Here is a 22,437-nt window from a genome sequence, read left to right on the forward strand (position 1 = left end):
CCAGCCTGCACTCCTTGAGGGATTGTGGGGATCGTGGCTATGCCCCGCCGGCCGGCCCCGATGTGCCGCGCCGCGCCCTGCGCGTCGACGACCATTCCTCGAGCCTGACTTCATCCCGGATCGCCGCCAGTACCGCGACAAGCCGCTCCACATCGGAAGGCGTGAGTTTCGCATGCAGCGTTAGGCGCATCAATGCCCTATTCTTGGGGGTGGCGGGCGAGCAGAACACCGCGCCGAAGATCCCGCGCCGTTGCAGTGCATTGCGTAGCGTCATCACCTGCGGCTCCGTTCCCGCTTCGAGCCCGATGATCTGCTCGCTGCCGTCGCTGATGTTGTAGCCCAGATCGGAGATGGCCGCCCTGACGGACCGCGTGATCGCGTGCAGCTGCTGCCGGCGGTCTTCCGCCTGCGCGATAAAGTCCGTGGCGGCGTCGAACCATGCAATCTCGTGGCGCAACAGGCCGGAACTGAAAATCGCCGGCCGCGCTTCCACGGCAAAGAACTCCTTGAACTGGCTGGAACAGGTGACGAAGCCCGCGCGGCCGGCGAACGCCTTGGCCAGCGACGCGGTACGGAAATGGACGCGTTCCGACAGGCCGAGGGCCGGTACCAGTCCGCCGCCGCGCGGGCCATGGGTGCCGAGCGAGTGGGATTCATCGACCACGATCACGCTTTTCGTGGTTTCGGCTACCCGGACGAACGCCTCGAGCGGGGCAACGCTGCCCGTGGTGCTGTAGACCGAATCGACCATGATGACACCGGGCCCGATGCGCTCGATCTGGCGTTCCGCATGCGCGAAGTCGTTATGGCGGATCGGCACGGCCTGCGCCCCGGCCGCGCTGATGCCCTCCCACAGCGACGCGTGCGCGTTCATGTCGATATAGACGGGCACGCCGGGGCCCGCGATGCATTGCACCAGACCGACGTTCGCCGCCCAGCCGGACTGGGCGATCAGGCCGTCTTCCGCCTGCATCAGGTCCGCGAGCTTGCGCTCGAGCCGCTGCTGGGGCGTATCGCCGTGCCGGAACACCGAGGACATCAGCAGTTCGGGCTGCTCGTCGAGCAACGCGCGCGCCTGCGCCTGTACGAGCCCGGGCTCCCCCAGCAGGCACAGATAGTCGTTGCTGCTCAGATGCAGGGCATCGGGGTCCGGCGTGCGGCCATGGAGCAGATGGTCGCCGCCCCAGAGCTTCTCCATCCGGTCGACGAAATGGGCCTCCATCCGATTGGCAATCCACGTCGGAAGCGGCGCGGACCGGCGATTGCGGGCAATCGTCGGCGTTTCTTTGACATCGGCAAGCGGCATGAAGGGTTCTCCAGGGGGTATGCGCAAAGGGGGACACAGACACAACGATCACGAAAAGCTTGAGGCCTACTGCCAATATCCGCAGGATCCCCACTTTCGTGGGGACGGGCGTCCGCGGGATCTCTGCGGTGAAATGTTGTCATGCGGCAACAACGGCCGGGCGCATTTTCGGCTCATCGAGGCGTCCTGCCATGCCAATCGTCGGGATGACACCTGGCCGCTGGCCTGCATCCCCTACAGCGGCGCGGACTACGGGGAAGTCGCCGCCATCGCCCGCGAGGTCGATCATGGTGACGATGGGGTTTTCCACAATGCCTGGATGCGCGCTGCCGAACGTATCGCGCGGGATGCTGGCGAAACCCTCGCCCGGGGGCAGCGCGCCATGGCCGCCGCGCGATGGCAGAAAGCAAGCGTGTGTCATGCCACGGCGTACCACCCGATGTACGGCACGCCGGCGATCCGAGCCGGAATGCCGCGCCGGATTGCCGCGCGGACCAGGGAGACCGATGCGTTCGATCGCGCGATGGCGTTACGCGATACGCCCGCGCAAAAGCGCGATATCCCGCCTGGCGACACTGTACTGCGGGGCTATCCGATCCGCTCGGCCTCGCATCCGGGCGATACCCGGCCGCAGCTGATCCTGAACAACGGTTACGACGCGACGATGGCTGACATCTACTATATGGCGGCGGTGTCGGCACGGGCGTGCGGACTGGGGAACGGTGATCCACGCCGCGGTCGATGTCGCTGTGACGCTGCCACGTATCGATGCGCGATTATTGGCGCTTTCCGGGCGCAGGTGATTGGTTTTTGGGGTGGATCCCGCTGAAACGCGATGGAGCGAGGTGGATGGTCGCGCGGCGCGGTGTGGCGTGGCGGCCGCGCGGAGGCCATTTGGTGTCCGATGCCGTTGCCGCAGGCCGAGGAAGACCCGCTAGCACGGTGTACGGCGGCCTGTCCGCGCAGCGCTGCTCCTGCGCGTGTCAGAGGTACTCGACGTTGCCGTCCACGCTGATGGCCTGCCCGGAGACATTGCGTCCGGCGGGCGAGGCGAGGAACAGCGCCATGGCGGCCACATCCTCGGCCGTGACCATGCGCCGTAGCGAGATCTTGCTCAGGTACTCGGCCTTCATCGCGTCGAAGCCGATACCGCGCTCGTCCGCGCGCGCGGCGATCACGCGGTCCATGCGCGGACCTTCGACGACGCCGGGCAGGATGGCATTGACGCGGATATCGTCCGGGCCGAGCTCGATGGCCAGCGATTTCACGAGGCCGACGATGGCCCATTTGGTCGCCGCATAGGGCGTGCGGTAGGCATACCCGAGCCGGCCCGCGACCGACGACATCGCGATGATGGTCGGACTGTCCGACGTGGCCTTGAGCAGCGGTACCGCCTTGCGCAGGAAGGCATGCTGGCTGTTCAGGTTGGTCGTGACCGTCTGTTGCCATTGCTCGGGGGTGATGGCGTCCACCGCGCCGGTGGGGCCGGCGATGCCCGCGTTGTTGACGAGCACATCGAGCCCGCCAAGCGCTTCGCTGGCGGCGTCGATCACGCGGTCGACCTGCGCGGCGTCGGCGACATCGGCCACGCCCGCGAACAGGCGCGGGTGACGGCTCGCGGCACGTGCCACGGCCTCTGCATCGATATCGCAGACGTAGACCGACGCGTCCGCCTCGAGGAAAGCGTCGGCGATTACCGCGCCGATGCCCGAGGCGCCGCCCGAGATCAGCACGCGCAGGCCGGCGCGGGGCTTGAGCATGTCGAGGATGGTCATGGTGAGTCTGTCTCCTTTGTCGTGCCGGGCCGTTACAGCGTCATGCCGCCAGAGACCTCAAGCACCGCGCCATTGATATAGCTCGCTTCGTCGCTTGCAAGAAACGCATACACGTTGGCGATCTCCTCGGGTTGGCCAAGGCGCCGCAGCGGCACGTCATCGCGCATTTTCGCGAGCACCTCGTCCGGCACGGTGCCGAGGATTGGCGTCTCGATAAAGCCCGGTGCCACCGCATTCACGCGAATGCCCTTGGGACCGAGTTCGCGGCTCCAGGTCTTGGTGAAACCGATGACGCCGAACTTGGCGGCTGCATAGTTGGTCTGGCCGTAGTTGCCATACACGCCCACCACGGAACTCGCGTTCAGAATCACCCCGGCGCGCTGGTCGATCATCGTATCGACGACGGCCTGCGCGACGTGGAAGACCGCGCGCAGGTTCACGTCGATCACGTCGTCGAACTGCTTCGCGGTCATCTTCTGGAGGCGCGCATCGCGCGTGATGCCCGCGTTGTTGACGAGCACGTCGATGCGCTGCCAGCGCGCCAGCACACTCGCCACCATCAGGTCCACCGCGTCGCGATCGGTCACGTCCACGGTATAGCCGTGCGCATCGGCACCGGCCTCGCGGCAGGCCTGAACCACCGCCGATATGGCCTCGGGATTGACGTCGCAAACGGCCACGGTCGCGCCCTCGCGGGCGAACTTGAGGGCGGTGGCGGCGCCGATGCCCTGGCCCGCGCCCGTGATGATGGCTACCTTGCTGCTGAGTCTCATGAACCTGCTCGTTGTCGTGTGGTGAGGAGTGGAGATTATTACGCGCGCTGGGGAAGACCGCCTTCGGTACTTGCCCGACCGGCGTCGGATTCATTGTCGATGGCCCGCGCCAGCAGCGGTACGATCAGCAGGCCGAGCAACGCGGCGCCGATGATCACCGCAAAGCCCGATGCGCTGCGCCCCGTGGCGGCCTCCGCCATGCCGAACAGGTAAGGACCCGCGAAGCCGCCCAGCAGACCGATCGTGTTGATAAAGGCCAGCCCCGCCGCCGCGTGGATACCCTGCAGGCGCTTCATCGCAATGGTCCAGTAGGACGGGAGCACGCCGCCGCCAAAGAACGCCGTGCCCGCTAGCAGCACGATCTGCAGCGTCTGGTTCGACGTCAGCAGGATGCCCGCCGCGGTCAACGCGGACCCCGCGGTCAGCACCCACAGGAACTTGCAGTCCGACTGCGTGCGGCGATGGATGCGCGGCAGCGTGAGCACGCCGAGCAGGAAGCCGATGCCGACGCTGCCGGACAGCACGCCGATGAGCAGCGGCGAGGTGACGTGCATCTGCTGGATGATGGCCGGCGTAAAGAACACGAGCCCCACGAACGCGACCTGATTCAGGAAGTAGATGAGGCCGATCAGCACGGTGGTCGGACGCTTGAGCGCCGCCATCCAGTGGGCGGAAGTCAGGTGCGCATGGTCGTCGATGACCGCGCGGGACTCGAGCGACTGGGCTTCCGCGCGCGACAGCCAGCGCGCGTCCGACGGCCGCTCCGGCAGCTTGAAGTACAGCAGGATGCCGACGAAGATCGTGGGCAGCCCCTCGATCAGGAACATCCATTGCCAGCCATGCAGGCCGCCGATGCCGTCCATCTGCATCAGCGCGCCGCCAATCGGGTTGCCGATGACGAGCGCGATGGCCGGTGCCGTGTAGATCCAGCCGACCGCGACGGGACGATCCTTCGGCGCGAACCACAGCGTCACCATGTACATCAGCGCCGGAAACAGCCCCGACTCGGCGATGCCGAGCAGCACGCGCAGCACGTAGAACGACCATTCGCCCTGCACGAACATCATGCCGGCCGACAGCGCGCCCCATGTCACCGCGATGCGCGCGATCCAGCGGCGCGGCCCCACGCGGTGGGCAATCAGGTTGCTCGGCACTTCCAGCAGCGCATAGCCGATAAAGAAGATGCCGGCGCCGAGCCCGTAGATGGCGGCCGTAATGCCGAGGTCATGCGCGAGCTGCACCTTGGCCAGCGCGACGTTGGTGCGGTCGAGGTACGACATGAAGTAGATCGCGCACATCAGCGGGATCAGATACCGCATTGCCTTGCGCGTGGCTTCGGCGTGGGTCGTGTCACTGCCCGAATCGAACGAAGGGGTCACCATTGTTGTCTCCAGATGGTTGTTGTCGTGAGGCTCAGAAAGTCACCGCGGCCGCGCCCTTGAGCCCGAGCATCTCGCGTGCTTCGTCGGGCGTGGCGATCTCGAACGACAGTTCCTCGAGCACGCGGCGGATCTTGCGCACCTGCTCGGCGTTGCTGCGCGCTTTCACGCCCTTCGACAGATAGACGCTGTCCTCGAGGCCCACGCGCACGTTGCCGCCCAGGATCGCGGCCATCGTGACCAGCGGCATCTGGTGCCGGCCGGCGCCGAGGACGGAGAAGTGGTAGTTCTCGCGCCCGAAGAGGCGGTCCGCGGTATTGCGCATGACCACGAGGTTTTCGGGATCGGGGCCGAGGCCGCCCAGGATGCCGAGCACGGTCTGGATGAAGAACGGCGGCTTGACCAGCCCGAGGTTCATGAAGTGCGCGAGGTTGTAAAGATGGCCCACGTCGTAGCACTCGAACTCGAAGCGCGTGCCGTGGTCCGCGAACTCGGTGAGGATGTTGCGGATGTCCCGGAAGGTATTGCGGAAGATCATGTCCTCCATGCCTTCGAGGTATTCCTTCTCCCAGTCGAAGCGCCAGCCATCCTCGCGGTCGATCTTCTGCGCGATGGGATGCAGCGAGAAGTTCATCGAGCCCATGTTGAGCGAGCACATCTCGGGGCGTGCCACGCGCGGATAGGCCAGGCGCTCGTCGAGCGTCATGCGCGTGCTGCCGCCGGTGGTGATGTTGATGACCGCATCGGTCTCCCGCACGATCTCGGGCACGAATTCGCGGAAGACCGCGGGGTCCGGCGTGGGACGGCCATCGACGGGGTTGCGCGCGTGCAGATGGAGGATGGCGGCGCCGGCCCGCGCGGCCTCGATTGCCTGCGAGGCGATATCGGCGGGCGTCAGCGGCAGGTAGGGCGACATCGAGGGCACGTGCGCGGAGCCGGTGACGGCGCACGAGATGATGACTTTGCGGGCGTCGGAACGCTTGGGGGTAGGTGTCACGGTGGCTGTCTCGTTATATGGCTCGGGCGAGCTTGTGGAGGGGATGATAGTTCGGTAGCATGCCCGGCGTAAGGTCATTTCCGGACACGGTCATGTCCAAAGAGGACAGATTGAGGGCTGGGCGGGGAAGGACAGGGAAGAACTGGGAAGGACAGAGGAGACAACCGTGCCGCCGAGATTTCCGCTGCACAACGAGCGCATCCATGCGCCGTACAAGATCGCCGCGCTGGTGGAGGTACTGGCCGAGCAGGGCATCGCGCCCGAGGACAGCCTGCGCGGCAGCGGGCTGGCGCCCGAGGCGTTATCGGACACGTCGCTGCTGACGTCCGTGCGGCAATACATCGCCGTCTGCCGCAATGCGCTGGCCTTGTCGCATGACCCCGCGACGCCGTTCGTGGTGGGCGGACGGCTGCATCTCGCGGCGTACGGCATGTACGGGTACGCGCTGATGTCGTGCCTGTCGCTGCGTGATTATTTCCGGCTCGGCGTCAAATACCATCGCCTCGCGACACCGACGGTCGCGATCGAATGGACCGAGTATCCGGACCGGATGGTGTGGACGTTTCCCGATGCCATGGTGGCCATCGCTTCGGACGAATTGCGCCAGTTCCTGATCGAGCAGCAGTTCACGCAGCACGTGACGCATCTGCAGGATGTGGCCGGGCAGCGTTGCCCGCCCGTTCTCGCGCGCTTTGCCCACCCGGCGCCCGCGCACGCGAGCCTGTATGACCGGTATCTGGGCTGCCGCTGCGAGTTTGGGCAGCCCGAATATGAACTCATCTACGACAGTGCGATCCTCGGGCAAAAGCCGCAGCTTGCGCATCGGCATTCCGCGGCGCTGATTCAGGAGACCTGCGACCGGCTCGTGGGCGAGGCCAAGACATCGAGCGGCGTGTCGGGCGAGGTCTACCAGATCCTGATGCGCGAGCCGGGCGTGTTTCCGGGGATGGATGCGGTGGCGGACGCGCTCGGCATGACGAGCCGCACGTTGCGGCGGCATCTGGCGGCGGAAGACACGTCGTTCGGCGCGATTCTCGACGACGTGCGGTTCTCGCTCGCCACCGAGTATCTGAAGACCACGCGCATGAGCACCGACGATATTGCGCTGCTGCTCGGCTTCAGCGATGGCGCGAACTTCCGCCGCGCGCTAAAACGATGGACCGAAGCCGACGATGCGCGCTCAGGTCGCTAGGCGCGGCGCCTGCGTGCGCGAGGCAAACGCGAACGCGATCTGCACGGCGCCCACGCACAGCCCCATCGCCGCCCCCAGCTTCCACGCCGTATCGTAGTTGCGCGCGAGCTCGTACAGCCAGCCACCGCCGAACGCCCCGATAAAGCTGCCGATCTGGTGGCTGAAGAACGCCACGCCCGCGATCATCGCCTGCCAGCGCAGGCCGAACGTCTGCGCAATCCACCCCTGCACCAGCGGCGACACGCCGAGCCACAGGAAGCCCATGACCGACGCGAAGATCATCGTGGTCTCGGGCGTCGGCGACGCATGGAAATACCAGAAGAAGCCCGCCGACCGCAGGATATAGATGCAGCCCAGCAGATGCAGCTTGTTGATCCGGCCGCCGGCCCAGCCGAAGAACAGGCTGCCGAGCACGTTGAAGCCGCCGATCAGGCCGAGCGCCTTGGCGGACAGCATCGGATCCATGCCGCACAGGTCGAGGTAGGCCGGCAGGTGCGTGGTCAGGAAGACGAGTTGCATGCCGCAGACCGTATAGGCCAGCGCCATGACGACAAAGGGCGGATGGCGCAGCGCGCTCATCAGCGCATGGCGGCCGCTTTGTTCGACGGGAGCATGGGTGGGCGTGGCCTGGCGCAAGGCATCGACGCGGCCGGCGGACCACGCGGCGGGCAGCATGATCAGCGCGAGAATCACGAACGAGGCCACGCCAAGGCGCCAGCCCCAGCCCTGCGAGATCGCCTGCCCGAGCGGCGCGGCGATCATCGCCCCGAGCGATCCGCAGGCCGACACGAAGCCGAGCACGAGGCTGCGCACATGCGGCGGCACCGCGTTGGACGCGGCGGCCATCGACATCGCGGTGCCCGTGGTGGCCATGGCGGCACCGATCAGCAACCCCGCACCGAGGATCACGGTCCAGAGCCCCTGCGACGTCGCCAGCAGAAGCAGGCCGACGAGATACAGCAGCGACCCGCCGATCATCAGTGGCCGGAACCCGACCCGCACCGCCAGCGCGCCCGCGAACGGCTGCAGGACACCCCACGTGAGGTTCTGCACGGCAACCGCGATCGTGAAATCGCCCACGGAAATCCCGATATCGCGCGTGAGCGGCGGCACGAAGATCCCGAGACTTTGCCGGAGCCCCATGGCGAGGGACAGCATGACGGACGCGCCGACCAGGATGGGCAGCGCGGAACGGAGGGGGTTGGACATGTCGTTGGCGTCTCGGTGTCGTTATCTCGAATGGCCTCTGCGGGCCTCCGAGATTGTAGCCAAGTCAACGAATTTCCACAGAACGACCGTGTGGCGGGGGAACGGTCGCGTCAGGGCCGGTACGGTTCGAGGGTCGCGTCCGTCATCCCATACCCGGCATCGCCCATCATGGTCTCCGCGCGCTCCACGCGCATGACGCCGCGGATCCAGACCGTGTCCATCGTGCGCAGGCCGTCCAGCGGGCGGTTGGTGCGCACGTGGACCACCTGGTTGGAAGGCGGCGGCGGCAGATGGATGCAGGCGCCAAAGTAGGGGACCAGCAGGAACTCGCGAACGGCCTCGCCTTCGCCGTCGAGCGAGACGACGAAGCCGGGCAGGCGGACCGCGGTGCCGTCGAGCGACGGTTCGACCGGTGCCGATTGCCAGTACTTGCGGGCCTTGTCCATGGCGATCTCCGCGCGGGGATCGTTGTCTTCCATGTCGTCGAGCTTCAGGCCCTTGAACGGGGCCATCGGGTCCCAGCCCTTGGGCAGCAGGGTTTGCCAGTCGATCTCGCGATAGTTGCCGACGGGCGCGTCAGGCTGCGCTACGACGGGTGCCTTCGTATCGGCAATCGGCGCGGGCGACTGGGAACGCAGCCAGTAACCGCCCCCCACGGCAGCGGCCGTGCAGACGATGACGGCGGCGGTGGCCAATAACGGCGCGGACAGGCGTCGGCCTGGAGACTTCATCGGCAACTCGCATCAACGGACATGGAGCTCGACGCTCGCGTTATGCAACGCATAACCGGCATCCCCCATCGCCGACGTCAGGCGCTCGACGCGCAGCGTGCCCGTGGCCCATACCGCGCGCATCACGCGGAGCGGCGTGCGGGAAGGTTTGTCGAGCTTCACATGGACGATCTGGTTGGCCGGCGGCGGCGGTACGTGGATGCATGCCCCGAAGTATGGCACCAGCAGAAACTCGCCGATGATGCGCGCATCGCCGGACATCGGCACCACGTAGCCCGGCAGCCGCACGCGCGCGCCGTCGAGCGATCGTTCGACGGGCGCCGACTTCCAGTAGTCGCGTGCGCGCGCCAGCGCTTCCTGCGCGCGCGGATCGCCGTCTTCGAGCTTGTCGAGGTCGAGCCCCTGGAACGGCGCTTTCGCGTCCCACCCGGCGGGCAGCAGTTCGCTCCACTTGATCTCGCGGACGTCGTTCACCGCGCGCGCGGCGGGCAGCAGACAGATGCCGCTCAGGGCGGCGATGGCGTGCAGGGTCCGGCGTCGTGTGGTCACTGGCAAGGGCTCAGGTATTCGGGGTCAATCCATCGGCAAGGCTGATGCGGTACGCGCGCCAGCCCGGCAGCAGCGAAGCCACCGCACCGGCGGCAACGATCGCCCCGAGCAACGGCAATTCGCTGGCCTGCGGCCAGGCCACGGGCAATGCGATGCCGAGGCTCGCCTGCAGCCACGGTGCAATGGCGACGGACACCGCCGTCAACAGCATGTAACCGGCCAGCGTGCCGGCGAGCATCAGGCAGAAGCCCTCGGCCGCCAGCAGCAACAACAGATCCAGCGGCCGCGCGCCCACCGCGCGAAGAATCGCGAGTTCGCGGCGCCGTTCGCCCAGCGCGGCGAGGATGGACGATACCAGCCCGGCGAGCCCCACGGCAACGACCAATGCCGACATCAGCATCATGCCGGTCTCGGCCACGCCGATCATGTCCCAGAGTTCATCGAGCGCGACACCGGGCAGCACCGCCATCAGCGGTTCGCGCGTGTCGTCCGCAATCTCGCGCTGTACGGCAAACACCCGCGAGCGCAGCTTCAGGCCAACCAGTAGCCCGGTCACGTGCTTCGGCGTCAGATCGAACTTGCGGACGAGTTGCTGCGGAATGGACATGCCCGGCATCGGCGCGCCCGCCTGCCAATCGAGATGGATCGCCTCCATCGCCTCCAGCGTGATGTGCACGGTGCGATCGACGGGCGTCCCCGTGGGCGCCAGAATGCCGGTGACCACGAACGGCTTGTCCGCATGCTCGTGATGCTCGGCGAGCGGCCCATGATCATGCTCATGGGCATCGTCATCGCCATGGCTGAGCACGATGCGGTCGCCGATCCGGTAGTGAAGCGTGCGGGCAACCTCGGCGCCGATCACCGCGTCGAACAGCCCATCGGGCCGCGCATCGAGCGGTTTGCCCTCCGCCAGCCGCAGCGCATGCTGCGCGCCATAGCGGAAGTACTGGAAGTAGTCGCCATTGGTCGCCAGCACCGGAAACCCGCGATGCGAATCGCCAAGCGATACCGGAATGGTCCACGCGACCAACGGATGCGCGGCGATACGTCGCGCGCTATCCCAGCGCATGTCGTTGGTGGCGCTGCCGAGGTGGAACACGGTGTAGAGCATCAGCTGCATGGGGCTGCCCCGCGCGCCGACGATCAGATCCGTGCCCGACACCGATTGCGAGAATCCCGCGCGCACCTGCTGCCGGATGCGCTCCACGCCGAGCAGCAGTGCCGTGGACAGGGCGATGGCCACGACCATCAGCAGCAGGTTGTACCGCCGGTTCCACGCGCTGCGCGCGGCAAGACCGAACAACGTCATGCGATGGCCTCCGCGGCAAGCGCCGGCATTGCCATGGACGGCATCGGGAACCGCCGGTCGAAATGCGCGGCCAGCCGTTCGTCGTGACTGACGAAGATCAGGCTCGCGCCCACGGCGCGGCATTCGCGTTGCAGCAGATCCATGAACGCGGCCTGCCGCGCGGCATCGAGCGCGGACGTCGGCTCGTCGGCCAGGACCATCTGTGGCCGGCCGAGCAGTGCGCGTGCCGCGGCGACGCGCTGTTGCTGGCCGACGGAAAGCCGGGACGCGGGGCGCCGCCACAACGCTTCGGGCAGATCGAGCCGGCCAAGCAGCATGGCCGCCGCGTCGGCCGGCGTGTCGCCCTGCTCGCGCGAACGTTCGCGGCGCGCGGCCGAGAAGCGGCAGGCGAGCAGGACGTTGTCGAGCACGGACAGATACGGCAGCAGGTTCAGCTGCTGGAAGATGATGCCCATATGGTCCGCGCGAAAGCGATCGCGCCGCGCGCCGGCCAGCGTATGCAAGGCGGTGTCGCAGATCGTCACCGTGCCTTCGTCCGGCACGAGCACGCCCGCGAGCAGGCCGAGCAGGGTGCTCTTGCCACTGCCGCTCTCGCCCGAGACGAACACATGCTCGCCCGCCGCCACGTCGAAGCGGCCGATGCGCAGGCGCGCGTCGCGTTGTCCGGGCCATGCAAAGACCACGTCGTGCAGGGCGGCCACTGGCGGTGGCGCGGCGCGCGTATCGGGAGGAGGCATGGAAAACTGCTCGCGGAAGGTGGAAACAGTCGGCAAGCTTAATGCAACAAAGTTGCAATGTCGAACACTATCTGCTTACAAAACTGCGCTTTGAACGCGTCATGGGCCGGTCGTATGCTGCTCGGGGGAATTCACCCCAGGGAGACACGACGTGACAAACAAGAACACGATCTGTTTGTGGTACGAAGGTGATGCGGAAGCGGCCGCCAATTTCTACGCGGCAACATTTCCGGACAGCCGCGTCGTCGCGGTGCACCATGCCCCGAGCGACTATCCGTCGGGCAAGGAAGGCGACGTGATTACCGTCGAGTTCACGGTGGCGGGCATTCCGTGCATCGGCCTGAACGGCGGCCCCGAGTTCAAGCACAACGAGTCGTTTTCGTTTCAGATCGCCACCGACGATCAGGCGGAAACCGACCGGCTCTGGAATGCGATCGTCGGCAATGGCGGGCAGGAGAGCGTCTGCGGCTGGTGCAAGGACAAATGGGGCATCTCGTGGCAGATCACGCCTCGCGTGCTGACGGAGGCGTACACCAGCAAGGACCGCGCGGCGGCCAAGCGGGCGTTCACGGCGATGATGTCGATGACGAAGATCGACGTCGCGAAGATCGAGGCCGCGGTGAAAGGGTAGGAACCAAGGGATAGGGTATTCCCTCGGTGGGGACCGATGTCCCATGCGCGCGGGCGTATTCCCGATGTTCCCACCCGAAACCGGGACGCTCGCCTCATGTTCGTATCCGTTCGATTTCCGACAATGGCTCCACGGTTTGGCCATGCCAGCCGTTTCCGTTACCGATTGGAGTTCGATGTTGGAGTAGTCGCGATGTCTACGAAGCTTGCCAAGACCCTGTTTGTTGTTTCCACGATGACCTTCGGCCTGTCCCAGGCCGCGCACGCCGCATGGAGCGAAACTTTCGTTCCGGCCAGTGCGTCCACCAAGCATGCGGGCACGACCACCTGCAAGCAGGGCGGCTTCGATCCGTTCACGGACGGCGCGCGAATGGGTCCGCGCGACCCCTACACCGATGGCGGCAACCATATCGGTATGCGTGATGCCTATACCGATGGCGCGCGCGGTCTTGGTGCACGCGGAGAGTGCGCGTCGCATATGGCCTGAGGCGTCATCCCCGACTGACCGCTGAGTCACCGTCCGCCGGCGCAACCACCTGTGCCGGCGGATGCGTGCGATGTGGCGCTGGGGCCGCTCCCGCGCGATTCACGACATTTGATCCGCGTTTACGCACCCTACGTCGCCGAGTCGGAGTAACGTTCATGCTGGTGGCCCGCGCCGACAACCTGCAGGGGAGCAGCGATGACCAGCAAGACGACCAGCACGACGAACGAAGCGACAACCGGTGCGACGACCGGTGCGACAACCGGCGCGGTAGATCGGGACATTCCAGCCTCCATGATGTCCCGCCATCATCAGATGTACATGCGGTTCTCCGAACCCGAGCTTGCCCGCATCGGGCGGTTCGGAACCCTGCGCTGCTATGCCCCCGGCGGACACCTCGAGTGCACGGGCGTGCGGACGGCGGGGATGTTCGTCATCCTGACCGGCACCGTGCAGATCAACCAGCGCGACGGGCTGGGCAATACGCGGCCGTTGACCCAATTTACGCGCGGCGACTTCGCGGCCGAACTGGCGGCAATGTCGGGCAAGCCGTCGCTTGTGGATGCCGTGGCCATCGATCACGTGGAGACGCTGCTCGTCACGCCGCAGGAGTTGCGCGCGCTGATCGTCGCGGAGGCGGACCTGGGCGAGCGGCTGATCCGCGCGCTGATCCTGCGCCGCGTGTCGCTGATCGAATGGGGCGAGAGCGGTCCGGTGCTGATCGGCCGCCCGGGCTCGGGCGCGCTGCTGCATCTCGAGAGCTTTCTGCGCAGCAATGGCGAACCGTATCGCGTGGTCGATGCACGCGAGGACGCCGGTGCCGCGGCGCTGATCGAACAATATGGCGCGGCGGCCGGCGACCCCGTTGCCGTCTGTCCGGGCGGCGCGGTGCTCGTCAATCCCACGGAAACCGAACTGGCCCGCTGCATGGGCATGGTGGAAACCGACGAGCGGCACGAGATCTTCGACGTCGCCGTGGTGGGTGCCGGTCCCGCGGGACTGGCCACCGCCGTGTACGCCGCCTCCGAGGGGTTGCACGTCGTCGTGCTCGACCGCCGCGCTTACGGCGGACAGGCCGGGGCCAGTGCCCGCATCGAGAACTACCTCGGCTTTCCGACCGGTATCTCCGGTGCGGCACTGACGGGCCGCGCGCATGTGCAGGCCGAGAAGTTCGGCGCGGAGCTATGGATTCCGTCGGAAGTCCGCCTGCTCGACTGCGAGCGCACGGGACCCGACAACGTGATGCATATCGAGCTGACCGACGGCCGCCGGCTGCGCGTGCGGACGGTCGTGATCGCGAGCGGGGCGCGCTATCGCCGCCCCAATGTGCCGATGCTGCCCGACTTCGAAGGGCGCGGCGTCTGGTACTGGGCCTCGGCCATCGAGGCGCGCAGTTGTGCGAACGCGGAGGTGGCGCTCGTGGGCGGCGGCAATTCGGCCGGGCAGGCGGCGGTATTCCTGTCGCAGCACGCGGGCAAGGTCAATATGCTCGTGCGCGGGCCGGGACTGGCGGCGACGATGTCGCGCTACCTGATCGATCGCATCGCGGCCACGCCGAATATCGAGCTGCTGCCGCACACGGAACTCGTCGCGCTGCACAAGGGGTCGTGCGATGGCCTCGTGGGCGTGTCGTGGCAGAACCGGCAGACCGGCGTCGAGACGGAACGCAATATTCGCAACGTGTTCCTGTTCGTGGGCGCCGAACCGGAAACGCGCTGGCTCGAAGGGTGCGATGTCACCACCGATCGCTCGGGCTTTGTGCGCACGGGCGCGGCCGCGGTCGATGGACCGTCGGACCGGCTGCCTGCCGCGCTGGAGACGTGCGTGCCCGGCGTGTTCGCGGTGGGCGATGTGCGATCGGGCTCGGTCAAGCGCGTCGGTGGCGCGATCGGCGAGGGCGCGGCCGTCGTGGCGCAGATCCACGAGTTTCTGGCGATGTCGTCGGCGGAAGCGGCTGCCACCGCGACCGTCTCCGTGTCGATACCAGCGACCGTGTGAGCTAACGCGCCTTCAGGATCGTCTCGATCTTCTGCGCGGTGACCCGTAGCGCCGGCAGAAAACGCTTCTCCAGAAACGCCTGATCGCGGCTGCCGAGCACCATGCTCAGGCCCACGCCGGCCACGACCTTGCCCCCCTGGTCGTGCAGCGGCACGGAGATACCCGCGAACCCATCGACGAGCTCGCTGATCAGCGTGCAGTGCCCCGCGCTGCGAATCTCCGCGAGCTTGCGCGCCAGCGTCTGGCGCGACGTCACCGTGAACGGCGTCAGCTTGCGCAACGCCGCCTGCTTCAGATACGCCTCGCGCGACGCGTCGTCGAGCCCGGCCAGCAACACGCGGCCGAGCGAATGCGCATAGGCCGGCATGCGGCGGCCGATCGCCATATCCACGCGCAATAGCTGACGCGGTTCCTCGCGCGCGACGAGCACGACCGATTCGTGATCGAGCATCCCGATCGAGCAGCTCTCTCCTACCTCCGCGCACAGCGCCTGCAGATAGGGCCGCGCGATCTGCGGCAGGTTCATCGACGCGAAGTACGCATAGCCGAGGTCCATGACCTTCGGCGTCAGAAGGAACCTGCGGCCGTCCTGCACGAGGTATTCGTTATGCACGAGCGTCAGCAGCAGCCGGCGCGCAGCCGCGCGCGTGACGTCGAGCTGCTCGGCCACTTCCTGCATCGTCAACCCGTCGACGCCCGTTGCATAGAGGCGCAGCAGTGCGAGCCCCTTGGTCAGGGAATCGAGCAATTCGTCCTTCTTGGGCGCCTCGTTCGGGACGTCGAGGGCGTCTTCCTTGTCGGCGGAAACGGCACGTGGCATGTCGGGAATGGGTGGTGTGGGAGACGGGCTTGCATCTGGCCGTGCGATCCGTATGATAGTCGTTTTCCGAACAAATGTTCGCAGATTACAAAATCGGGAGACAGGCATGAAGGTCATCACGGCCAGCCAGGCGGCGGAACTCGTCCAGAGCGGATGGACCGTCGCCAGCGCGGGCTTTGTCGGCGCGGGCCACGCGGAAGGCGTGACGGAGGCGCTGGAGCGGCGTTTTCTGCAGAGCGGAATGCCACGCGATCTGACGCTCGTGTATTCCGCGGGGCAGGGCGATCGCGGCGCGCGGGGTGTCAACCATTTCGGCAATGCAGGCATGACGCGCGCGATCGTCGGCGGGCACTGGCGGTCGGCCACGCGGCTCGCGACGCTGGCCATGCAGGAGGCATGCGAGGGCTACAACCTGCCGCAGGGCGTCATCACGCATCTGTACCGTGCGATTGCGGGCGGCAAGCCCGGCGTGCTGACCAAGGTGGGGCTGCATACGTTCGTCGATCCACGCACGGCACAGGATGCGCGCTATCACGGCGGTGCCATCAACGCGCGTGCCCGCGATGCGATCGCCGCGGGCAGCGCGAACTGGGTGGAAGCGATCGACTTCCGTGGCGACGAGTATCTGTTCTATCCGAGCTTCCGCATCGATTGCGCGCTGATCCGCTGCACGGCCGCCGATCCGCGCGGCAACCTCAGCACGCATCGCGAGGCGTTCCACCACGAACTGCTCGCGATGGCGCAGGCCGCGCACAACTCGGGCGGCATCGTCATCGCGCAGGTGGAGTCGCTCGTCGATTTTCACGAGACGCTGCAGGCGATTCATGTGCCGGGCATCCTCGTCGATTACGTCGTGGTCAGCGAGGCCCCCGAGCATCATCAGATGACGTTTGCCGAGGTCTACAACGAGGCCTACGTGCGGCCATGGCGTGGCGAAGCCGCGCATGCGGCGGAGGCGCTGCCGTCCGCCCCGGCATCGCTCGATGCGCGCACGATCGTGCAACGCCGCGCCGTGATGGAACTCGCGGCCCGCGCGCCGCGCGTGGTCAATCTCGGCGTGGGCATGCCCGCGGCCGTGGGCGCGCTCGCGCATCAGGCCGGGCTCGATGGCTTCACGCTCACCGTGGAAGCGGGCCCGATCGGCGGTACGCCGGCCGATGGCCTGAGCTTCGGCGCGTCGGCGTATCCGGAGGCCGTGGTCGACCAACCCGCGCAGTTCGACTTCTACGAAGGCGGCGGCATCGACCTCGCGATACTCGGGCTGGCCGAACTCGACGGGCACGGCAACGTGAACGTGAGCAAGTTCGGCGAGGGCGAGCGTGCGCTGATCGCGGGCGTGGGCGGTTTCATCAATATCACGCAGAGTGCGCGCGCGGTGGTCTTCATGGGCACGCTGACGGCGGGCGGACTCGAGATCGCGGTGCGGGACGAACGTCTGTCCATCGTCACGGAAGGGCGCGTGAAGAAAATCGTGCCCGAGGTCTCGCATCTGAGTTTCAACGGGCCCTATGTCGCATCGCTCGGCATTCCCGTGATCTACGTGACCGAACGCGCGGTCTTCGAAATGCGCACCGATGCGAACGGCGAGTCCCGCCTGACGCTGGTCGAGATCGCGCCGGGCATCGACCTGCAGCGGGACGTGCTCGATCAATGCGCGACGCCGATTGCCGTCGCGGACGATCTGCGGCAGATGGATGCGCGGCTGTTTCGCCCTGGCGCGATGACGCTGCGCGGCAGTACCCCACAACAACGATAAAGCAACGTCATACACCGGAGGACACAACATGAAGTACCGTCAAGCGCGTCGCACGACGCTCGCATCGCTCACCACACTTGCCATGGCGGCGATGGCGACCGCCCTGCCGATGGCCTCGGCCATCGCGCAGGCGCCATTTCCCGCCGACAAGCCCATCCGCCTCGTCGTGCCGTTCCCCGCGGGCGGGCCGACCGATACGGCCGCGCGCATCATCGGCCAGAAAATGGGCGAGACGCTGAAGACCACGTTCGTGATCGACAATCGCCCGGGCGCATCGGGCACGATCGGCACGGAAACGGTCGCCAAGGCCGCGCCCGATGGCTACACGCTGGTCATGCTGGCCACGCCGACGCTGCTTGCGCCCCATCTGCTGCCGCGCAAGGGCTACGACATCTTCAAGGACTTCACGCCGGTCGGCAATGCCTACGAACTGCCGATCGTCATGGTGGTGAACCCCAACGCGCTGCCCGACGTGATGGACCTGCAGCAGTACATCGCCAAGGCCAAGGCGGCGCCGGGGCAGACCAACTATACGAGCGCGGGCAATGGCAGCTTTGGGCACCTCTCGACGGAATTGCTGAAGAACCTCGGCCACTTCGACGTGCAGCACGTGCCGTACAAGGGGAGCGCCCCGGCCATCGCCGATCTGCTGGCGGGCCAGGTCCCGATGATGTTCTCGGACATGATTGCCGCGCTGCCGCATATCAAGGCCGGCAAGCTGCGCCCGATCGCCGTGGGATCCAGCAAGCGCGTGTCGTTTGCGCCGGACGTCAAAACCGTGGCGGAGCAGGGCTTTCCGGGCTTCGATGCATCGTCGTGGGGCGGGCTGCTGGTGCCGGCCGGCACGCCGAAGGACGTGGTGGCCAGGCTGTCCGATGCGCTGAAGGGCGCGCTGGCGGATGCGGCGGTGCAGCAGAAGATGCTGGGCGCGGGCACCATCGCGTCGTATCTGCCGCCCGACCAGCTGACGTCGCGCATGCAGGGCGATTACGCAAAATGGGGCAAGGTCATCAGGGACAACAACATTCGCAGCGATTGATGTCGAAGGTGTGACAGCGCTACGGATGCGCAATACCGCCCAACGCCATACACTTGCGGGTTGGAGCAGTTTTCGTCGCACGACAGTTCAACGAGGATGACCATGGCAATGATCGATGTGAAGGTTCCCCAGCTCTCCGAGTCCGTTGCGGAGGCAACCCTGATCCAATGGAAAAAGAAGGTTGGCGAGGCGGTAGGGCAGGACGAGATCCTCATCGAGATTGAAACGGACAAGGTCACGCTGGAGGTGCCGAGTCCCGCGCCTGGCGTGCTGGCGAAGATCGTGCAGCCCGATGGGGCAACGGTACGGGCGGACGAAGTGATTGCGGTGGTGGATACCGAGGGCAAGGCCACGGCCGCCGCTGCACCGGCTCCCGCGGCCGCCGCGCCGGCTGCGAAGCCCGCCGCGGCCCCGGCACCTGCTGCCGCGCCCGCCGCTGCCGGGTCTTCGGTGAGCGCATCGGCCAAGGTTGACTACGACGTCATCGTGATCGGCGGCGGCCCCGGCGGCTATATCGCCGCGATTCGTGCCGCGCAGCTGGGCCGCACCGTGGCATGCGTCGAGGAATGGCTCGACGACGCTGGCAAGCCGCGTCTCGGCGGCACCTGCCTCAATGTCGGCTGCATTCCGAGCAAGGCGCTGCTGGCCTCGTCGGAGAACTTCGAGCAGGCGCAGCACGGCATGGCCGAGCACGGCGTACGCGTGCAGGGCGTGACGCTTGATCTGCCGCAGATGCTCAAGCGCAAGGCCGCGATCGTGGACAAGTTCACGGGCGGCGTCGAATTCCTGTTCAAGAAGAACAAGGTGACCTGGCTCAAGGGCCATGGCAAGTTCAACAAGCGCGCGGCCGACGGCGCGTTCGTCGTGGACGTGACGGAAGGCGACAAGACGCAGTCGTACGCGGCGCGCGACGTGATCATCGCCACGGGGTCGAAGGCGCGGCATCTGCCGAACGTGCCCGTGGACAACAAGATCGTGTCCGACAACGAAGGTGCATTGTCGTTCGACTCGGTACCGAAAAAGCTCGCCGTGATCGGCGCGGGTGTCATCGGGCTGGAGCTCGGTTCCGTCTGGCGCCGGCTCGGGTCCGAGGTCACGCTGCTGGAAGCGCTGCCGAGCTTCCTCCCGACCGTCGATGAGGGCGTGGCGAAGGAAGCGGCCAAGAGCTTCAAGAAGCAGGGCCTGACGATCGAACTCGGCGTCAAGATCGGCGACATCACCACATCGGCCAAGGGCGTCAAGATCGCCTATCAGGACAAGGACGGCAAGGACCACAAGCTCGACGCGGACCGCCTGATCGTCTCGATCGGCCGCGTGCCGAACACCGACAACCTCGGCCTCGACCAGGTCGGGCTGGCGGCCGATACACGCGGCTTTATTCCGGTGGACGACAAGTGCCGTACGTCGGTGCCGGGCATCTATGCGATCGGGGACGTCGTGCGGGGGCCGATGCTGGCGCACAAGGCGGAAGACGAGGGCGTACTCGTGGCCGAAGTCATCGACGGGCAGAAGCCGCATATCGACTACAACTGCATTCCGTGGGTCATCTACACCGAACCCGAGATCGCATGGGTCGGCAAGACGGAAGCCCAGCTGAAGGCCGAAGGCCGCGAATATCGCGCGGGGCAGTTCCCCATGGCCGTCAATGGCCGCGCCCTGGGGCTCGGGCATGCGGAAGGCTTCGTCAAGATGATCGCGGACGCGAAGACCGATGAAATCCTCGGCGTGCATATCGTCTCGACCAACGCCTCCGACCTGATCGCGGAAGCGGTGGTGGCGATGGAGTTCAAGGCGGCGTCCGAGGACATCGGCATGATCAGCCACGCGCATCCGTCGCTGCCGGAGGCCATGCGGGAGGCGGCGCTGGCGGTGCGGAAGCGGTCGTTGAATATGTAAGGTGGCGTAGCGCGGCGCACGCGCGTACGTTCGGTTGGGCGTACGCGCGGACTTGGCGGGAATGGACCATCAGCCCGGCACGGCGAAACCATTCGCCGGGACGTATGACATCTATGATTTCACGTGATTGGTCATGTCGTCATCCTTCCCATCACTGCCATGTCAGAGAACCTGTTCGCCGATGGGGCTTCACCCATCGTTTACATCATCGACGACGATGCCCTGATCCGCGCGTCGCTCGACTCGCTGCTTCGCTCCGTGGGATTACGCATTCGCTCGTTCGAAGGCACGGAAGCGTTCAAGGCCTCGACCGTCGAGGACGCGCCGAGCTGCCTGTTGCTGGACGTCAGGCTTCGTGGAGAAAGCGGTCTGATGTTCCTGCAGCGCCAGCAGCCGGCGTTGCAGATGCCGATCATCTTCATGAGTGGGCATACCGATATGCAGGCGTGCGTCACGGCCATGAAAGCGGGCGCCGTCGACTTCCTGACCAAGCCCATCGCCGAACAGCAAGTCATCGATACCGTCATGATTGCACTGCATCGGGACGCGCAAAGGCGCGAGCAGGTGCGGGCACGCAACGAGGCGCTCGACACACTCAAGACGCTGACGCCTCGCGAGCTCGAGGTGTTCGTTCGGGTGGTGGCGGGTTCGCTGAACAAGCGGATCGCGGCAAGCCTCGGTATCAGCGAGATCACCGTCAAGGTTCACCGGGCTTCCGTCATGCGAAAGATGAATGCGCGTTCATTGCCCGATCTCGTGCGCACCTCTCAGATGGTCGGCATCGTTCCATTGGATTGCTGAGCATCGTGTCTGAAAACATCGTCGTAAATGTCGCCATGGACGCGGTGGGATTGAGGCACCATTGATGATGATCCACATTGGGCGCGCGAGATGGAAAAGCCAAACACGTCGATCCGGCGCTGGTCCACGGACGACGTCGAACCCCGGCTGAGACGGGAGTACTGGATCGACGCGATCGGTCACTCCCTTGCCAGGAGCGACATCGATATTTCCGACTCCGAGCGCTTTCAGGCGAAGCTTCTCTCTGGCGATTTCGGGCCGCTCCGTATGAGCAGGACCATGGCGACCGTCGGCAGAAGGGTGCGGAGGACCCGGCGCAATATCGCGCTGGATTCGCGGGACTCCTATCACCTGGTCACGTCTCACAACGGTCCCTGGTCGGTGCATACCGAAAGAGGCTCGGTGGATCTGCGTGGCCAGGACGCGGTACTGCTGAGTTCGGGGCGGGAGTATGCGATTCACCTGCCGGACGAGTCCGATCTCATTCTTGTCGGATTGCCGTCCCACTGGATCGAGGGCTGGATCTATCGGGCCGACGATCATGTCGGTGCGCATATCGATGCGTCGGCGGGCTGGGCGCGAGTCCTTTGCGCCTTTATCCGGCAGATGTTTCAGGACTTTCAGGATTCGGTTGCCCATGACGCGTCATTGCTCGCCAGCGAGCTCGGTGCGTTGGCGGGGCGCGCACTCAATCCACCCAGCGACATCCAGCTGAGCCGCTCGTCCGAGCTGGCCGGGAAGATCCAGCGTTGCATCCGCGACAGGCACCGTGAAGCAAGTATCGCCGCGGTCGATATTGCGACGGATCTGGGGATGTCGGTCAGAAGCCTTCACCGCCATCTCGCGGTACTGGGCGTCTCGATGGCGAAATACCTGATGGAGACCCGCGTCGAGTCCGCGAAGGCCATGCTGACAAGCCGCGCGTTTCGAAACCTCAGTGTCGCCGAGATCGGCCATCGATGCGGGTACGGCGATGCCTCGCATTTCATCAAGCAGTTCCGTCGAAGCACCGCGATGACGCCAGGAACGTTCCGTAAGCGTATGTCTTCCGTTTGA

22 protein-coding genes are annotated in these 22,437 nt (G+C 66.1%); 10 read left to right on the plus strand and 12 right to left on the minus strand.

Going from position 1 to position 22,437, the window contains the following annotated elements; translation table 11 throughout:
- Positions 1-37: 37 nt before the first annotated feature.
- Complete coding sequence (gene cqsA, locus AAHB16_RS11300; protein WP_342050893.1) at positions 38-1,306, minus strand: alpha-hydroxyketone-type quorum-sensing autoinducer synthase; 1,269 nt, start codon at positions 1,304-1,306, stop codon at positions 38-40.
- Here cqsA and AAHB16_RS11305 point away from each other — a divergent pair.
- Positions 1,305-2,135 carry a hypothetical protein gene (locus tag AAHB16_RS11305; protein WP_342050894.1) on the plus strand — a complete coding sequence of 277 codons (831 nt, stop codon included), beginning with the start codon at positions 1,305-1,307 and terminating at the stop codon, positions 2,133-2,135. The genes cqsA and AAHB16_RS11305 overlap by 2 nt on opposite strands.
- Positions 2,136-2,289: 154 nt before the next feature.
- On the opposite strand, the gene AAHB16_RS11310 is transcribed toward AAHB16_RS11305, so the two are convergent.
- Genes AAHB16_RS11310 through AAHB16_RS11325 form a run of 4 tightly spaced genes read right to left on the minus strand, consistent with a single transcriptional unit; the run spans position 2,290 to position 6,230 of the window.
- Entirely contained in the window at positions 2,290-3,081 is a 792-nt protein-coding gene (locus tag AAHB16_RS11310; RefSeq protein WP_150374227.1) for an SDR family oxidoreductase, read from the minus strand.
- 32 nt (positions 3,082-3,113) lie between these two features.
- Entirely contained in the window at positions 3,114-3,854 is a 741-nt protein-coding gene (gene fabG, locus AAHB16_RS11315; RefSeq protein WP_150374228.1) for a 3-oxoacyl-[acyl-carrier-protein] reductase, read from the minus strand.
- 38 nt (positions 3,855-3,892) lie between these two features.
- Positions 3,893-5,236 (minus strand): MFS transporter, encoded by a 1,344-nt coding sequence (locus AAHB16_RS11320; RefSeq protein ID WP_150374229.1) that lies wholly within the window; start codon positions 5,234-5,236, stop codon positions 3,893-3,895.
- A gap of 31 nt (positions 5,237-5,267) precedes the next feature.
- Positions 5,268-6,230, minus strand: coding sequence for a 3-keto-5-aminohexanoate cleavage protein (locus AAHB16_RS11325; RefSeq protein WP_342050895.1), 963 nt, complete (start codon positions 6,228-6,230; stop codon positions 5,268-5,270).
- A gap of 166 nt (positions 6,231-6,396) precedes the next feature.
- Between AAHB16_RS11325 and AAHB16_RS11330 the strand changes: the two genes are divergently transcribed.
- The gene (locus AAHB16_RS11330) at positions 6,397-7,422 is read left to right on the plus strand and encodes an AraC family transcriptional regulator (protein ID WP_150374231.1); all 1,026 of its coding nucleotides are present in this window, start codon (positions 6,397-6,399) and stop codon (positions 7,420-7,422) included.
- On the opposite strand, the gene AAHB16_RS11335 is transcribed toward AAHB16_RS11330, so the two are convergent.
- The 5 genes from AAHB16_RS11335 to AAHB16_RS11355 form a co-directional block, all read right to left on the minus strand.
- A complete protein-coding gene (locus AAHB16_RS11335; RefSeq protein WP_342050896.1) occupies positions 7,411-8,631 on the minus strand; it encodes an MFS transporter in 1,221 nt (406 codons plus the stop codon). The genes AAHB16_RS11330 and AAHB16_RS11335 overlap by 12 nt on opposite strands.
- A 110-nt stretch (positions 8,632-8,741) precedes the next feature.
- On the minus strand, positions 8,742-9,362 hold the full coding sequence (locus tag AAHB16_RS11340; protein WP_342050897.1) for a DUF3299 domain-containing protein: 621 nt from the start codon (positions 9,360-9,362) through the stop codon (positions 8,742-8,744).
- 12 nt (positions 9,363-9,374) lie between these two features.
- A complete protein-coding gene (locus tag AAHB16_RS11345; protein ID WP_342050898.1) occupies positions 9,375-9,911 on the minus strand; it encodes a DUF3299 domain-containing protein in 537 nt (178 codons plus the stop codon).
- A 10-nt stretch (positions 9,912-9,921) separates the two neighbouring features.
- Positions 9,922-11,220, minus strand: a complete 1,299-nt coding sequence (locus tag AAHB16_RS11350) for an ABC transporter permease (protein ID WP_342050899.1) — start codon at positions 11,218-11,220, stop codon at positions 9,922-9,924.
- A complete protein-coding gene (locus AAHB16_RS11355) occupies positions 11,217-11,957 on the minus strand; it encodes an ATP-binding cassette domain-containing protein (RefSeq protein WP_150374236.1) in 741 nt (246 codons plus the stop codon). The genes AAHB16_RS11350 and AAHB16_RS11355 overlap by 4 nt, the downstream gene beginning before the upstream one ends.
- A gap of 151 nt (positions 11,958-12,108) precedes the next feature.
- On the opposite strand from AAHB16_RS11355, the gene AAHB16_RS11360 reads away from it, so the two are divergent.
- Both AAHB16_RS11360 and AAHB16_RS11365 read left to right on the plus strand, forming a co-directional pair.
- The gene (locus tag AAHB16_RS11360; protein WP_150374237.1) at positions 12,109-12,588 is read left to right on the plus strand and encodes a VOC family protein; all 480 of its coding nucleotides are present in this window, start codon (positions 12,109-12,111) and stop codon (positions 12,586-12,588) included.
- A gap of 192 nt (positions 12,589-12,780) precedes the next feature.
- Complete coding sequence (locus AAHB16_RS11365; protein WP_150374238.1) at positions 12,781-13,074, plus strand: hypothetical protein; 294 nt, start codon at positions 12,781-12,783, stop codon at positions 13,072-13,074.
- A 128-nt stretch (positions 13,075-13,202) separates the two neighbouring features.
- Here AAHB16_RS11365 and AAHB16_RS11370 read toward each other — a convergent pair whose 3' ends face one another.
- Entirely contained in the window at positions 13,203-13,355 is a 153-nt protein-coding gene (locus AAHB16_RS11370; protein WP_342050900.1) for a hypothetical protein, read from the minus strand.
- A gap of 37 nt (positions 13,356-13,392) precedes the next feature.
- Here AAHB16_RS11370 and AAHB16_RS11375 point away from each other — a divergent pair, with 37 nt between their 5' ends.
- Positions 13,393-15,069, plus strand: a complete 1,677-nt coding sequence (locus AAHB16_RS11375; RefSeq protein WP_223851686.1) for an FAD-dependent oxidoreductase — start codon at positions 13,393-13,395, stop codon at positions 15,067-15,069.
- Position 15,070: 1 nt separating this feature from the next.
- Here AAHB16_RS11375 and AAHB16_RS11380 read toward each other — a convergent pair whose 3' ends face one another.
- Positions 15,071-15,889 carry an IclR family transcriptional regulator domain-containing protein gene (locus AAHB16_RS11380; RefSeq protein ID WP_342050901.1) on the minus strand — a complete coding sequence of 273 codons (819 nt, stop codon included), beginning with the start codon at positions 15,887-15,889 and terminating at the stop codon, positions 15,071-15,073.
- Between the two features lie 106 nt (positions 15,890-15,995).
- Between AAHB16_RS11380 and AAHB16_RS11385 the strand changes: the two genes are divergently transcribed.
- The 5 genes from AAHB16_RS11385 to AAHB16_RS11405 all read left to right on the plus strand — a co-directional run bounded on the left by AAHB16_RS11385 (position 15,996) and on the right by AAHB16_RS11405 (position 22,437).
- Entirely contained in the window at positions 15,996-17,645 is a 1,650-nt protein-coding gene (locus AAHB16_RS11385; protein WP_342050902.1) for an acyl CoA:acetate/3-ketoacid CoA transferase, read from the plus strand.
- A gap of 28 nt (positions 17,646-17,673) precedes the next feature.
- Entirely contained in the window at positions 17,674-18,684 is a 1,011-nt protein-coding gene (locus tag AAHB16_RS11390) for a Bug family tripartite tricarboxylate transporter substrate binding protein (RefSeq protein ID WP_342050903.1), read from the plus strand.
- A 102-nt stretch (positions 18,685-18,786) separates the two neighbouring features.
- Positions 18,787-20,580, plus strand: coding sequence for a dihydrolipoyl dehydrogenase (gene lpdA / locus AAHB16_RS11395; protein WP_342050904.1), 1,794 nt, complete (start codon positions 18,787-18,789; stop codon positions 20,578-20,580).
- A gap of 123 nt (positions 20,581-20,703) precedes the next feature.
- Complete coding sequence (locus AAHB16_RS11400; protein WP_342050905.1) at positions 20,704-21,381, plus strand: response regulator transcription factor; 678 nt, start codon at positions 20,704-20,706, stop codon at positions 21,379-21,381.
- 90 nt (positions 21,382-21,471) lie between these two features.
- Positions 21,472-22,437: a helix-turn-helix domain-containing protein gene (locus tag AAHB16_RS11405; RefSeq protein WP_342050906.1), complete on the plus strand. Its 966-nt coding sequence runs from the start codon at positions 21,472-21,474 to the stop codon at positions 22,435-22,437.

Source organism: Cupriavidus sp. OTU4054, from assembly GCF_038440175.1.
GTDB lineage: Bacteria > Pseudomonadota > Gammaproteobacteria > Burkholderiales > Burkholderiaceae > Cupriavidus > Cupriavidus pauculus_D.